Source organism: Streptomyces sp. IBSBF 2435, from assembly GCF_036815005.1.
Classification (GTDB): Bacteria; Actinomycetota; Actinomycetes; order Streptomycetales; family Streptomycetaceae; genus Actinacidiphila.
In genome coordinates, this window is the sequence record NZ_JAJSYW010000052.1 from 1 (window position 1) to 13,701 (window position 13,701).

Annotated in this window: 10 protein-coding genes; 3 read left to right on the top strand and 7 right to left on the bottom strand. The window is 75.6% G+C overall.

Going from position 1 to position 13,701, the window contains the following annotated elements; all coding sequences use genetic code 11:
• Positions 1 to 328: 328 nt before the first annotated feature.
• Complete coding sequence (locus V7E46_RS12885; RefSeq protein WP_333768558.1) at positions 329 to 520, bottom strand: hypothetical protein; 192 nt, start codon at positions 518 to 520, stop codon at positions 329 to 331.
• A gap of 229 nt (positions 521 to 749) precedes the next feature.
• Positions 750 to 1,004: a hypothetical protein gene (locus tag V7E46_RS12890; protein ID WP_329180649.1), complete on the bottom strand. Its 255-nt coding sequence runs from the start codon at positions 1,002 to 1,004 to the stop codon at positions 750 to 752.
• A gap of 252 nt (positions 1,005 to 1,256) precedes the next feature.
• On the opposite strand from V7E46_RS12890, the gene V7E46_RS12895 reads away from it, so the two are divergent.
• From V7E46_RS12895 to V7E46_RS12905, 3 genes are all read left to right on the top strand, one after another.
• Entirely contained in the window at positions 1,257 to 2,471 is a 1,215-nt protein-coding gene (locus V7E46_RS12895; RefSeq protein WP_333768536.1) for a serine/threonine-protein kinase, read from the top strand.
• A gap of 375 nt (positions 2,472 to 2,846) precedes the next feature.
• On the top strand, positions 2,847 to 4,037 hold the full coding sequence (locus V7E46_RS12900; protein WP_333768537.1) for an acyl-CoA dehydrogenase family protein: 1,191 nt from the start codon (positions 2,847 to 2,849) through the stop codon (positions 4,035 to 4,037).
• Positions 4,034 to 5,200, top strand: a complete 1,167-nt coding sequence (locus V7E46_RS12905; RefSeq protein ID WP_333768538.1) for an acyl-CoA dehydrogenase family protein — start codon at positions 4,034 to 4,036, stop codon at positions 5,198 to 5,200. The genes V7E46_RS12900 and V7E46_RS12905 overlap by 4 nt, the downstream gene beginning before the upstream one ends.
• A gap of 14 nt (positions 5,201 to 5,214) precedes the next feature.
• On the opposite strand, the gene V7E46_RS12910 is transcribed toward V7E46_RS12905, so the two are convergent.
• The 5 genes from V7E46_RS12910 to V7E46_RS12930 form a co-directional block, all read right to left on the bottom strand.
• On the bottom strand, positions 5,215 to 6,048 hold the full coding sequence (locus V7E46_RS12910) for a TrmH family RNA methyltransferase (protein ID WP_333768539.1): 834 nt from the start codon (positions 6,046 to 6,048) through the stop codon (positions 5,215 to 5,217).
• Entirely contained in the window at positions 6,041 to 7,285 is a 1,245-nt protein-coding gene (cobA, locus tag V7E46_RS12915; RefSeq protein ID WP_333768540.1) for a uroporphyrinogen-III C-methyltransferase, read from the bottom strand. The genes V7E46_RS12910 and cobA overlap by 8 nt, the downstream gene beginning before the upstream one ends.
• 440 nt (positions 7,286 to 7,725) lie before the next feature.
• A complete protein-coding gene (cobT, locus tag V7E46_RS12920) occupies positions 7,726 to 11,265 on the bottom strand; it encodes a nicotinate-nucleotide--dimethylbenzimidazole phosphoribosyltransferase (protein ID WP_333768541.1) in 3,540 nt (1,179 codons plus the stop codon).
• Between the two features lie 294 nt (positions 11,266 to 11,559).
• A complete protein-coding gene (gene cbiE, locus V7E46_RS12925; protein ID WP_333768542.1) occupies positions 11,560 to 12,813 on the bottom strand; it encodes a precorrin-6y C5,15-methyltransferase (decarboxylating) subunit CbiE in 1,254 nt (417 codons plus the stop codon).
• Positions 12,814 to 12,977: 164 nt separating this feature from the next.
• Positions 12,978 to 13,682: a GNAT family N-acetyltransferase gene (locus tag V7E46_RS12930; protein WP_333768543.1), complete on the bottom strand. Its 705-nt coding sequence runs from the start codon at positions 13,680 to 13,682 to the stop codon at positions 12,978 to 12,980.
• Positions 13,683 to 13,701 lie beyond the last annotated feature (19 nt).

Consider the following 13,701-nt stretch of genomic DNA (forward strand, 5'->3'; position numbering starts at 1 on the left):
GGCCGCCGCCGCGGCCGCGGCGGCGGCCAGCGCCGTGACCAGGGCGTCGTCGGCCGGTGGCCGGGCGGTACGGCGTGCGGTCTGCGCGTCGATGCGGACCGTGCCGCTCCGCTGAGTGCCGGACTGCTCCCCCGTGGTCGTCATCGGGCCAGTCAAGCATCCCGGCGGCCGTGCGGCCCTCCGGGCGGCCGGACGAGGTCCGGACAGCGCAATGCCCGGGCATCGAGTGATACCCGGGCAAGCGCAGTCGTCCGTCGTACCCCCGTCCCCACGGGGTTCTACCGGTGAGTCCCTGGCCCGGACCGCTCTTCCAGGCCTGGAACGCCTCTCAGCGCCCCATCAGGCCGGCCACGGACGACGCTTGTACGACCACCGCATCCACTCCTCCGAAGGCGTAGGCGAGCAGTGCGGCCAGCGGCAGCACCATGGCCGCCGCCACCAGCGGATGCCGGGTGCCGGTCCGCCGTCCGCCGCGCATGGCTCGTGCGGTGCGGCTCACCGTGTTCGCCGTGCTCGCCATATGCCTCTCCCGGAGGTCTGCCTGGTGGTCGGTCGTGAGGTGCGGTTGTGGGAGCGGCGGGCGTTTGACCTCGGGGGACGAGTGCGCCGCCCGCCGCTTGACCTCAACATTAGGAGCGCCGCCGCCCCCGGGCGTCAGGCCCTGGTACCCCTTTGCAGGCCTCCCGGAGGATGACGGGGGCGGTCCCGGATACTCCCCTGGGTGGACGCCGCCGCCCGTGGCCCCAGGGTCATCCCTGAGACGCCGGGATCCGCCCGGCCTGGTCGTCGTCCCGCGGGACGGGCTGTTCGACCAGGGCGAGGACCCGGGTGGCCATGAAGCGGGCGGTGCGCACGACGGTGCCGCTGCGGGTGACTTCACTCACTTCCACCACCCCGCGCCGGACGGCGGTCTCGACCCGGCGGCCGGCCCGGGTGGCGATCACTTCATAGGTGCGGGTGGTGTCCCCCGCGTCGACGACTATTTCCACTCGATCACCTTTCACGGCGTCATTCCCCTTTGGCAGACGGACCGTTGGCGGATCGGGGCGCGGTGGTGACGGCCCGTGGGACGGACCTCCTCGCCACACCTCCAGGATCCCACCGGGCACTGACAATTCACGGCCCGTCGCCTGCGGGCCTTCACCGCGCCGCGGGACTTGAGTCCGTAAGCTGTGGGCGGCCGACCCGGCTGTCGGCGCAGGCACCGGACAGCAACAGCAGTGGGGTTTTCGCCCACCGGAGGCAGGGGAACGGACATGGCGATGATGCGGCTCCGGCGCGAGGATCCGCGGGTCGTCGGCGCGTTCCGGCTGCACCGCCGGCTGGGCGCCGGCGGCATGGGTGTGGTCTACCTGGGCGCGGACAAGCGCGGCCAGCGGGTGGCGCTCAAGGTGATCAGGCCCGAGCTGGCCGAGGACCAGGAGTTCAGGTCGCGGTTCGCCCGCGAGGTCTCCGCGGCCCGCCGGATCCGCAGCGGCTGCACCGCACGGCTGGTCGCGGCCGACCTGGAGGCCGAGCGCCCCTGGTTCGCCACCCAGTACGTGCCCGGTCCCTCGCTGCACGACAAGGTCGCCGAGCACGGTGTCCTGTCGGCCGCCGAGGTCGCCTCGATCGGGGCGGCGCTCGCCGAAGGCCTGGTCGCGGTGCACGAGGCCGGGGTCGTCCACCGCGACCTCAAGCCGTCGAACATCCTGCTGTCGCCCAAGGGCCCGCGGATCATCGACTTCGGCATCGCCTGGGCCACCGGCGCGAGCACGCTGACCCATGTGGGGACGGCGGTCGGCTCGCCCGGCTTCCTGGCACCCGAGCAGGTACGGGGCGCGGCCGTCACCCCGGCCACGGACGTCTTCGCCTTCGGCGCGACGCTGGCGTACGCGGCGACCGCGGACTCGCCCTTCGGGCAGGGCAGTTCCGAGGTCATGCTCTACCGGGTGGTGCACGAGGAGCCCGATCTCGCCGGGGTCCCGGACGCGCTGGCGCCGCTGGTCCACGCGTGCCTGGCCAAGGACCCCGAGGAGCGGCCCAGCACGGTGCAGCTGTCCGAGCGGCTCTCGGAGATCGCGACCCGCGAGGCCCGCGGCATCGGGATGCCGCGGCGCGAGGCGCTGCCGAAGGCGGCCGGCCCGCGGCCCGAGCGCCCTGTGGGGCGGCGGGCCGAGGAGTACGCGCAGCAGCGCACGCAGCGCAGGACCCCGCCGCGCCTGGACGGCGGGAACACGCGCGGCGGCCGGACCACCGGGCGTACCCCCGCCGTACCGGCCGCGCGTACCCCGGTCCGCACCGGCGGCGGGCGGCGGCCCTCCTCCCCCGCGCCGGGGCGGCGGCTGCTGCGGCAGCGGCTGGTGGTCTTCGTGATCGTCACCTTGCTCGCGGCCGTCTGTATCGCGGCGGTGCAGGGCTGCCACCGCTTCTCCCGGGGCGCGGACTCCCCCGTCGCGCCTCCCGTGGCTCCTCTGACCCCCGGCCCCTGAGCGCGCGGCCGGCGCTGAGCGGTCAGCCGAACGACCGGCCGGTCACCCGGGCGCAGCATCACGGTGGCCACCGGCACTTTCGGCCGCCGCCCGGCGGCGGCCTCTTCTCCTCCGCCTTGCGCCGCCTTCGCGCAGCCGCCGCGGACCGGCCGCCGCCGGCAGCGCCCTGACCTGCGCTCCCGCGCCTGGCGGCGCCGCCCCCACCTCCTCGGCCGGCCGCCGAGCACGGACCACGGCTGCCGGCCCGTCGTCGCGGGCGGCCGGCCGTACGTCCACGGCGGCTCTCCGGACCGGAGGGGGGCCTGGCGGAACGCAGAGCGGGTCGGTAAGTTACCAAGCGCTTGCTTAGGGGTGTGCGACGGAGAGGGTGCCGGTATGGGAAGCGTGAGCGCGGCGGATGTGCGCGAACGGGTACGGGAGCTGCTCGCGGCACGGGATCCGGCGGCCGTGGAACCGCTGGAATTCCTGCGGGCCCGCTTCGACGCGGGCCTGGCCTGGGTGCACTTCCCCGAAGGACTCGGCGGACTCGGCGCGCCCCGCGCGCTCCAGGCGGTGGTGAACGCCGAACTTGACGCGGCCGGGGCGCCGGACAACGACCCGCGCCGCATCGGCATCGGCCTCGGAATGGCCGCGCCCACCATCCTCGGCCACGGCACCGCCGAGCAGAAGGCCCGCTTCCTGCGGCCGCTGTGGACCGGCGAGGAGGTCTGGTGCCAGCTGTTCAGCGAGCCGGGGGCCGGCTCGGACCTGGCCGGGCTGCGCACCCGGGCGGTGCGCGACGGCGACGACTGGGTCGTGGACGGCCAGAAGGTGTGGACGTCGAGCGCCCACACCGCGCGCTGGGCGATCCTGATCGCCCGCACCGACCCGGACGTGCCCAAGCACCGCGGCATCACCTACTTCGTCTGCGACATGACCGACCCCGGTGTGGAGGTCAGGCCGCTGCGGCAGATCACCGGCGAGGCGGAGTTCAACGAGGTCTTCCTGACCGGCGTCAGGATCCCCGACGCACACCGGCTGGGCGCGGTCGGCGACGGCTGGCGGGTGGCGCAGAGCACCCTGATGAACGAGCGGGTCGCGATCGGCGGCGGCGCGTCCGTCCCCCGCGAGAGCGGCATGATCGGCACGGTGACCGCGACCTGGCGGGAGCGGCCCGAGCTGCGCACTCCCGAGCTGCACGACCGGCTGCTGCGGCTGTGGGTGGACTCCGAGGTGGCCCGGTTGACCGCCGAGCGGGTGCGCCAGCAGCTCACCGCGGGAGCGCCGGGCCCCGAGGGCTCCGGCCTGAAACTGTCGCTGGCCCGGCTCAACCAGCAGATCAGCGGCCTTGAGCTGGAAATGCTCGGCGAGCAGGGCCTGCGGTACGGCGACTGGACGATGGTCCGCCCGCGCAGCGTGGACTTCTACGGGCGCGACGCGGGCTACCGCTATCTGCGGGCGAAGGGCAACTCGATCGAGGGCGGCACGTCCGAGATCCTGCGCAACATCGTGGCCGAGCGGGTGCTCGGGCTGCCGGCGGAACCCCGCAACGACAAGGACGCCGCATGGAAGGACCTGCCCCGATGAGCACTCCGCCGCCCTCCCCCGCCATTCCCGAGCTGCTCTACTCCGATGTCGAGGACGATCTGCGGGCCGCGGTCCGCGCGCTGCTCGCCGACCGCTGCGGCCATGCCGCGGTGCTGGGCCGCGTCGAGACCGCCGAGCCGTACGATCCGGCGCTGTGGCGCACGCTGGCCGCCGACCTCGGCCTGGCCGGGCTGCTGGTGCCGGAGAAGCTGGGCGGCCAGGGGGCCTCGGCCCGGGAGGCGGCCGTGGTACTGGAGGAACTGGGCGGCGCGGTCGCCCCGCTGCCGTTCCTGGGCAGCGCGGTGCTGGCCACCTCCGCGCTGCTGGCCTGCGACACCGAGGATCCGGCGACCGCCGCGCTGCTCGGCCGGCTCGCGGCGGGCGGGGCGGTGGCGGCGCTCGCGGTGCCGCTGTCGGCGGCGCCCGGCGACGGCTTCCCCGCGGCGGTACGCGCCGACGCCGGCGGGCGGCTGACCGGCGCGGTCACCAGCGTCGCGGACGCGCTCACCGCCGACGTACTCGTCGTCCCCGCGGTCGGCCCGGAAGGGCCGGGCCTGTACGAGGTGGCGGCGGCGGAGGCCGCGGTGGAGCGGCCCGTGTCGTTCGACCTGACCCGGCCGCTCGCCGACCTGGCGCTCGACGGCGCCCGGGGACGGCTGCTCGCGGGCGGCGACGCGGCGGCTGCCGCGCTGGGGCGGGCGCTGCTGACCGGCGCCGGGCTGCTGGCCTCCGAACAGCTCGGCCTGGCCCAGTGGTGCCTGGACGAGACGGTCCGCTACCTCGGCCAGCGGCGCCAGTTCGGCCGGGTCGTCGGCTCCTTCCAGGCGCTCAAGCACCGGCTGGCCGATCTGTGGCTCGACGTGGTCTCGGCCCGGGCTGCGGCGCGCAACGCGGCGGGCGCGCTGGCCGCGCAGGCGTCGTCGTCCGACCCCGCGGTGGCCGCGGAGGCGGCGCTGGCGGTGGCCGTCGCGCAGGCGTACGTCTCCCCCGCCGCGGTGCGCGCGGCCGAGGAGGCGGTGCAGCTGCACGGCGGTATCGGCATGACCTGGGAGCACCCCGCACACCTGTATCTCAAGCGCGCCAAGGCGGACGGGATCGCGCTCGGCACCGCCGGCCGCCACCGGAGCGCCCTGGCCGCCTGCGTCGGTCTGCCGCCCGCCTGACCCGGCCTGGCGGCCTACGCCGACGGCGCCGCGGGACCGCTTCCCGCGCCGACCGCGTAGAAGGCGACCGCCGCCGCCGCGCCCACGTTCAGCGAGTCGATGTCGTGCGACATCGGAATGCGGACGAGGGTGTCGGCGGCGGCGAGCGCCCGGGGCGTCAGGCCGGGGCCCTCGGCGCCCAGCAGTACGGCCAGCCGCGGGATCCCGGGCGCCGCGAGGTCGGGCAGCGCGGTCGCCTCCGCCGCCGGGGTGAGCGCCAGCAGCCGGAAGCCCGCCTCTTTCACCGTCCCGTACAGGTCGCGCGGCCAGGCGGTGAGCCGGGCGTAGGGCACCGAGAAGACCGCGCCCATCGAGACCTTCACCGAGCGGCGGTAGAGCGGGTCGGCGCAGTCCGGCGACAGCAGGACCGCGTCCATGCCGAGCGCGGCGGCGCTGCGGAAGATCGCGCCGATGTTGGTGTGGTCGTTGACCGCCTCCATGATCACCACCCGGCGGGCGCCGGCCAGCACGTCGGCCGGGTCCGGCAGCGCCTTGCGCTGCATCGCGGCGAGCGCGCCGCGGTGGACGTGATAGCCGGTGACCTGCTCGGCCAGCTCGTCGCCGACGACGTAGACCGGCGCGGGCACCTCGTCGATCACGTCCCGCAGCGCGTCCACCCACTTCTCGGTGAGCAGCATCGAGCGCATCGCGTAACCGGCCCGCAGGGCGCGCCTGACGACCTTCTGGCCCTCGGCGATGAAGAGGCCCTCGGCCGGTTCGCGGCGGCGGCGCAGCTCCACGTCGGTGAGCGCGTTGTAGTCGTGCAGCCGCGGGTCTTCCGGGTCGCCGACCGCGACCGGCTCAGCCACGGCCGGAACCGGCCGCGCCGGAGCGTCCCACGGCCACGACCTCGCCGATGACGATGACGGCCGGCGGGCGTACGCCCTCCTCGGCGACCGTACGCGCCACCGACGCCAAGGTGGCGTCCACCCGGCGCTGGGTGGCCATGGTGCCCTCCTGGACCACCGCGACCGGGGTGTCGGCCGGGCGGCCTCCCGTGAGCAGGGCGTCCGCGATGGCGCCGATCCGCTCCACGGCCATCAGCAGCACGAGGGTGCCGCGCAGCCGGGCCAGCGCGGACCAGTCGACCAGGGAGCGCGGGTCGTCGGGCGCGACATGCCCGCTGACCACGGTGAACTCATGGGCGACGCCCCGGTGCGTGACCGGGATGCCGGCGGCGCCCGGCACACTGATGGAGCTGGAGATACCGGGCACGACGGTCACCTCGATGCCCGCCGCCGCCAGCGCCTCGGCCTCCTCCATGCCGCGGCCGAAGACGTACGGGTCGCCGCCCTTGAGCCGGACGACGGACTTGCCGGCCTTGGCGTGCTCGATCAGCGCCGCGTTGATGGCCTCCTGGGCCATCGCCCGGCCGTACGGGATCTTCGCCGCGTCGATCACCTCGACGTGCGGCGGGAGTTCGCCCAGCAGGTCGCGCGGGCCGAGCCGGTCGGCGATCACCACGTCCGCCTCGGCCAGCAGGCGGCGCCCGCGTACGGTGATCAGGTCCGGGTCGCCGGGACCGCCGCCGACCAGCGCGACGCCCGCGGTACGCGCCCGGTGCTGCGGCGCCACCAGGCTGCCGTCCCGCAGCCCCTCGATCACCGCGTCCCGCACCGCGGCCGAGCGGCGCGGGTCGCGCCCGGTCAGTACGGCCACGGTCACGCCCTCGGTACGCCCGGTGGCCGGCGTCCACGCGGTCGCCGCGTCGGCGTCGTCGCTGCGGACGCACCACACCCGGCGCTCCTCCGCCTCCGCGGAGGCGGAGGCGTTCGCGGCCGGGTCGGTGGTCGCGACCAGGGCGTACCACGCCTGCGCCAGGTCACCCGGGCGGTAGCCCCGGCGCTCCCAGCGCAGTTCACCGGCGTCCGCCATCGCCTCGACCGAGGCGGTCGCCGACGGCGACACCACGACGATGTCCGCTCCGGCCGCGACGAGCGCGGGGAGCCGGCGCTGGGCGACCTGGCCGCCGCCGATGACCACGACCCGGCGGCCCGCCAGCCGCAGCCCTACGGGGTAGGCGGGGGCGTCGTCCTTCCGATCCATCCGGCCCGGCTCCTTACGTCACGCTTTGCGATTGGTCCGACCCGATCCTACGTTCCGCCATGTCCCTGCCCGGTCCGCGCGGCGCCAGGGCGGCGCAGCGGGAAAGCCCTGAGGGGGTGCCGCTTCCTGCTGCCTTCACACTCGCGGTGCGTCTCGGCTGGCCGCGCCCCTGGTGGCGTGCCCCCCTGCCGAAGGGGGTGCCCGGCAGGGGCGCGGGGAACTGCGCGCGCAGCCACGACGGCGCGGCAGGCGACGGACCACCGCGAGCGGCTGTCACCCGGGGAGGCAGGGAACTGCCCACCGGCCGGCGGGGCGGGACGCCACCCCACGTGGCAAGCACCCCAGAGGCGCTGGCGGCACCCCCGGGCGAAGCTCTGGGGGCGGAACCGCGCGCCCAGCCCCCGCCGGGCAGCAACCAGGCACGCCTCCGGACAGGAAAGCTACGCTTTCTCCGTCACACCCGCCGCGTCGAACGTCGCCACCTCGTGCATCACGCGCGCCGCGCTCTGGACGAGGGGCAGGGCGAGCAGCGCCCCCGTCCCCTCGCCGAGGCGGAGGTCGAGGTCGACGAGGGGCCGCAGGCCGAGGGTGGTGAGGGCCGCGACATGTCCCGGCTCGGCACTGCGGTGCCCGGCGATACACGCGGCCAGCACCTCCGGCGCGATCGCGCGGGCGACAAGCGCGGCGGCACCGGCGCTGACGCCGTCGAGGATCACCGGCGTGCGCAGCGCCGCCGCACCGAGCAGCAGCCCGACCATCGCGGCGTGTTCGAGCCCGCCGATCGCGGTGAGGACCGCGATCGGGTCGGCGGGGTCCGGCCGGTGCAGATCGAGCGCGCGCCGCACGACCTCCACCTTGCGCGCGTGCATCTCGTCGTTGATGCCGGTGCCGCGCCCGGTGACCTCCGCGGGGTCGAGCCCGGTGTAGACGGCGATGAGCGCCGCCGACGTCGTGGTGTTGGCGATGCCCATCTCACCGGTGAGCAGTGCCCTGTTGCCCGCGGCCACCAGATCGCGGGCGGTCTCGATGCCCACCTCGACGGCGCGCAGCGCCTCTTCCCTGGCCATCGCGGGACCCGCGGTGAAGTCGGCGGTGCCGGGCCGTACCTTGCGCGGCAACAGCCCCGGGGTGCTGGGCAGTTCGGTGGCCACGCCGACGTCGATCACGCAGATTTCCGCGCCGACCTGGTTGGCGAAGGCGTTGCAGACCGCGCCGCCGCCGAGGAAGTTGGCGACCATCTGCGCGGTGACCTCCTGCGGCCACGCGGTGACGCCCTGGGCGTGCACCCCGTGGTCGCCGGCGAAGATCGCCACCGCCGCGGGCTCGGGAATGGGCGGCGGGCACTGCCGGGACAGCCCGCTGAGCTGCGCGGAGATGATCTCCAGCATGCCCAGCGCCCCGGCCGGCTTGGTCATCCGCTTCTGCCGCTCCCACGCCTCGCCGAGCGCCTTGGCGTCCAGCGGGCGGATACCGCGAAGCGTCTCCTCCAGCAGGTCCTGCGGCTCCTCGCCTGGCAGCGCGCGGTTGCCGTACTCCTCCTCGTGGACCACCCAGGCCAGCGGGCGGCGCTGCGACCAGCCGGACTGCATCAGCTCGGGCTCGTCGGGGAATTCGTCGACGTACCCGACGCACAGGTAGGCGACGACCTCCAGGTGCTCGGGCAGGCCGAGTTCCGCGACCATCTGGCGCTCGTCGAAGAAGCTGACCCACCCGACGCCGAGGCCTTCCGCCCGGGCGGCGAGCCACAGGTTCTCCACCGCGAGCGCCGCCGAATACGGCGCCATCTGCGGCTGGGTGTGGCGGCCGAGGGTGTGCCGGCCGCCGCGGGTCGGGTCGGCGGTCACCACGATGTTCACGGGGGTGTCGAGTATCGCCTCGATCTTGAGCTCGCGGAACTGCCGCGCGCGGCCCTTCGGCAGCGACTTCGCGTACGCCTCGCGCTGGGTCATCGCCAGCTCGTGCATCTTCTCGCGGGTCTTCTCGGAGCGGATGACAACGAAGTCCCAGGGCTGCGAGTGCCCGACACTGGGCGCGGTGTGCGCCGCCTCCAGGACGCGCAGCAGCACGTCGTGCGGGATCGGGTCGGAGCGGAAGCCGTTGCGGACGTCGCGGCGCTCGCGGATGACGCGGTGCACGGCGTCCCGTACGGCGGGTTCGTACGCCTCCGCGGGCTCCGACACCTCGGCCTCCGCGGCTCTGGCCTCGGCCCGGCGGGCGGCCCTGCGGCCGGTCGGGGCCTCCGCCCCGGTCCCGCCGTCGGCGGGTACGGGCGCGCCGGCGTCCTCGTCCTGCGGGGGTGCCGCCGCCGCGTGCGCGCGGCCCGCGCGCGTGACGGTGGGGCTGCTCGGTACGGCGAGGCCGGCGGGCGCGTCGGCCGGGGCGGTCTCGGTGGCGGGCGCGTCGGCGGCGCCGGGCACCGCCTCGGGTCCGGCGGGTGCCGCGACGGCCTCGGGGGCCGCCTCGGTGACGGCGACAGCTTCCGCAGGCTCGGCGGCGGCCTCGTCAGGAGCCGCGGGAGCCGCCGCCGCGGGAGCCGGGGAAGCGGCGTGCTGGGCCGGGCCGTCGGCCGCGGCGGCCGCCACGGAGGCCGGGTCGGCCGTGCCCGTCGCGGGGACGAAGGCACCGTCACCCGCCGCGGGCGGGGCGCTGAAGGCAGGCCCGGACGGCGGGGCGGCCTGCTCGGGGCCGACCGGCGCCGGGGCGGCGGCCTGGCCGGCAGCGGACAGGGCCGTCGCGGGATCGGCCTCCGCCACCGCGGCGGGTGCGACCGGCTCGGCGCCGGGCACGGACTCATCCGCACCGGGCTCGCCCGCGTACACCGCCTGCTCGGCGCCGGAAGCCGGGCCGGCCTGCTCCCCGTCGACCGTCTGGACCGGGGCCGGAACGGGCATCGGCATGGGCATCGGCACCGCGACCGGTGCGGCCACCGGCTCGACAGCGCCCGCTACGGGCACACCCGCCTCGCCGCCGGCACCGGGCGCAGGCGCGACCGCGACCGCGTCGGCGCCGAACGTCTCCACGGGTTCGGCGCCGGGCGCGGCCGTCACCTCACTCGGCTCACCGCCGAAGGCGTGCTCCGGGCCGGGCTCGCCGATGAAAGCAGCCACCGGCTCCGGGTCGGACGCAAGCGCGACCGCCTCCGCCTCGCCGCCGGAAACGACCGCCGGCTCCACGTCAGGCTCAACCACAGCCACCGGCTCGGCCGCGTACACCGGCTGTTCGACGGGGACAGCCGCTTCCGCCACAGGAAGCACCGGCACCGGCGCCTCTGGGGCCGGGGGCGCCGCCTCGGCCGGGGGAAAGGCGAGGATCGGCCCGGGTGCCTGCTGGGACGGGATCACGCTGTCGGCGTGCGGGATCAGCGACTGCTGGGACGCGCTCTGCGCGGCGGGCCAGGCGCTGCCCGGGGCGGGGGCGGCCGGGTCGGTCGGTTCGCCGGTCTGCTGGGCGGGGATGCCGTGGATCTCGTCCTGCGCCGCGTCGAGGTGTTCGGAGCCGGCGCCCTGGGGCCGTACCGGCGGCGGGACGGGGCCGCCCTGCGCCGGGCCGCGGTCGGCGAGGGAGCGTACGGAGACGCCGCCGCTGGGGGTGTCGTGGATCGGCGGCCCCATGTGCAGCGGGCGGCGCGGGGCGGGGGTGGCGAGCGACGGTGCGTCAGTTCCCTGCGGAGTGCCGAAACCGGGCGCTGCCGTGTCGTGCACGGGGGCGGGCTGCGGCGGCACCGGCTGCGGGTCGCTCCAGGTGCCCTGCGGGCCGGGCATGAGCAGGACGTCGTCGTCCTCGTCGAGCCCGGCGCCGGGGGCGGCGGGCTGGTCGAGGTAGGCGTAACCGGGAGCGCCGTGCTCGGCGGGCGGCTCCGTGCCCCAGCCGGGGGCGGTCGCCAGCGGTGCGCCGAGTGCGTCGGTGTGCGGCTGGTGAGCCGCGTCGCCGACCGCGTTCTCCGGCAGCCCCTCGCCGGGGATCTGACCGGTGTCCGTCATGCGTGCCCCTCGCCCATCGGTTTCGCTCCTTCCAGCCGCTGCACCGCGCGCATCCCAACCCCCGCGGACTTCAACGAGTCCGCATGGGATGCGGCAACGTCGCCGCCGGAACGCCGGAAGTTTCGACGTCCCGTCAACGCACGACGACGGCACAACGATCCGTCAGCCTACCCCCCGGGACACCGCAGGCCATGCCGAAGTCCGCACCTCGGGACGTATCTCACACGGCCCCTCGCGACAGCGCTCCGACCGGCGCAAACGCCGCCCGTGGAGGCCTCTTTGATCATGAACAGGTCACTGACGGCTGGCGCACAGCACGAAGTCCACCGAGCGGTCCCGCTCGTCCCATCCGGCGTCCAGCGCGACGGACTGGAGCAACATGCGTTCGACCGCGTAACCGCCTTCGGTGAGCGCCCTGTCGACCGCTTCCGCCGTGTCCCGGGTGGCCGCGGTGGCGACGATCCGCTCAGGGCGGCGGGCGGCGCAGGCGGCGACGACGTCCGGGTCGGCGCAGCCGATCCTGACCACGTCCGGCTCCGGCAGGTCTTCGAGCGCCTGGGGCGCGGTGCCGTGCACGACCTGGATCTGGACGCCGGTACGGCGGGCGGTGGCGGTTATCCAGTCGCAGGCGTCGGCGTCCCGGTCGACGGCGATCACGGCCGCGCCGAAGCGGGCGGCCTCCACCGCGACGGCGCCGTCGGCGGCACCGATGTCCCACACGAGGTCGCCGGTCCGCGGGCCGAGCCTGGCGAGTTGGACGGCGCGGACGTGCGCCGGGACGTGGCCGCCGTAGTCGGCGGCGGGCAGCGCCCAGCCGCGGACGGGTCCGGGGAAGCCGGGGTCGCGGCCGGCGATCCAGCCGCCGGCGCCCGGCTTGGCCGCGGGTGTGCCGGCCGGCGGCAGCGGAGCGGCGGTCAGCCCGGCGATCCCGGGAAGGGCGGAGGTGGCGCCGCCGACGACGAGGACGACGTTGGGATCGCGCCAGATGTGGTCGGCGACCTTGTCCGAGGTCAGGACGCTGATCTGCTCGTGGTCGGTGCCGAGCGCCTCGCAGATGACGAAGGTGCGGTGCACCCCGGTGAGCAGCAGCGCGACTTCCGCGGGTCCCGCGCCGGGTGCGGTGAGCACCGCGACCTTGGGGTAGGAGCGGCAGACGTTGACCGCGCGGCGCAGGGTGCGGCTCGTGGCGACGACCACCCGGGCGTCGTCCCAGGGCATGCCTGCGCGGGCGAAGGCCCGTGCGACGGCGGAGACGCCGGGGATGACTTCGAGTTCGAGGCCGTGTTCGGGGTCGCGCAGGGCGCGGACCACGCCGAAGAAGCCGGGGTCGCCGTCGGCGAGCACGACCGCGGTGCCGCGGTGTCCCGCGATCCGGCGGGCGGCGATGTCGATGCTGCCGAGCACGATGTGCTCGGCGTCCGCGGGGACATAGGGGAGGGCCAGGTGCTGGCGGGTGCCGGCCACGAGCGTGGCCGCGTCCAGCGCGGCACGGGCGGCGTCGGACGGGGGTGAGCCGTCCCATCCGATCACGGTGACCCGGTCGGCCATCGTCGTCTGCCCTCCATGCCGTGGGTCACTGGGGTCCCGGTGGAGCCCTCGCGGCGAGGCGGAGGGATGGCCCGGGTGAGAACCCTAACCCGGCAGCGTGTGCGACGGTGTGCCGAGTCCGGTACGTACGTGCGGACGCGGTCCGCCGCGGCGGCGGGCGCGGGTCAGCGGCGCTGGGCGGCGGCGCTGTAGTCGGCGTAATCGGGGTAGGCGGCGCGGCCGTTGTCGTAGCCGTCGCCCGCCGAGGTGCGGCCCATCGGGTCGTCCGGGTCGTCGGCGTCGTCCAGGTCCTCCGGGAGCAGGCTCCACACCAGCAGGTCGGCGCGGGTCTCGGCCCAGCGGCCGTGCGGCTCGTCCTCGGGCCGGCTGCGGATGATGCCCGCGTTGCGCAGCACGCCCTCACTGATGCAGCCGATCTTCTGCGCCACCTGCTGCGCGGCGGTGTTGTCCGCGGCGGTGCGCAGTTCCACCCGCTCGAAGCCCTGGGTGCCGAACAGCCAGCGCACGACGGCGAGCACCGACTCGCTGGCGTATCCCTCGCCGCGGGCCCATGACGCGGTCAGGTAGCGGACCTCGGTGCCGTGGATCCGCCAGTCGGTGCGCTGCAGATGAACGGTGCCGACCAGCCGCTGGGTGAGGAATTCGGTGACGGCGAGCACCAGTCCGCGGCCCGCGGCCCGGTCCGCGGGAGCCGTGGCGGTGATGAACTCGCGGGCCGCCTGCTCGGTGTACGGCCGCGGTGCGCCGGTCCATGCGGTCACCAGGTCGTCGTTCATCATCTCCACGAGTTCGGGGATGTCGGCCTCGTCGTACGGGCGCAGCACCAGCCGCTCCGTACTGAGTGAGATGTCCGGAAAGGTGGAGGTCATTCACTGCTCCGTAACCAGG

What these genes read in the sequence shown, in the direction of transcription:
- V7E46_RS12885 (WP_333768558.1), bottom strand. Translation starts at nt 520, where the DNA reads ATGGCGAGCACGGCGAACACGGTGAGCCGCACCGCACGAGCCATGCGC.
- V7E46_RS12895 (WP_333768536.1), top strand. Translation starts at nt 1,257, where the DNA reads ATGGCGATGATGCGGCTCCGGCGCGAGGATCCGCGGGTCGTCGGCGCG.
- V7E46_RS12900 (WP_333768537.1), top strand. Translation starts at nt 2,847, where the DNA reads ATGGGAAGCGTGAGCGCGGCGGATGTGCGCGAACGGGTACGGGAGCTG.
- V7E46_RS12905 (WP_333768538.1), top strand. Translation starts at nt 4,034, where the DNA reads ATGAGCACTCCGCCGCCCTCCCCCGCCATTCCCGAGCTGCTCTACTCC.
- cobA (WP_333768540.1), bottom strand. Translation starts at nt 7,285, where the DNA reads ATGGATCGGAAGGACGACGCCCCCGCCTACCCCGTAGGGCTGCGGCTG.
- cobT (WP_333768541.1), bottom strand. Translation starts at nt 11,265, where the DNA reads ATGACGGACACCGGTCAGATCCCCGGCGAGGGGCTGCCGGAGAACGCG.
- cbiE (WP_333768542.1), bottom strand. Translation starts at nt 12,813, where the DNA reads ATGGCCGACCGGGTCACCGTGATCGGATGGGACGGCTCACCCCCGTCC.
- V7E46_RS12930 (WP_333768543.1), bottom strand. Translation starts at nt 13,682, where the DNA reads ATGACCTCCACCTTTCCGGACATCTCACTCAGTACGGAGCGGCTGGTG.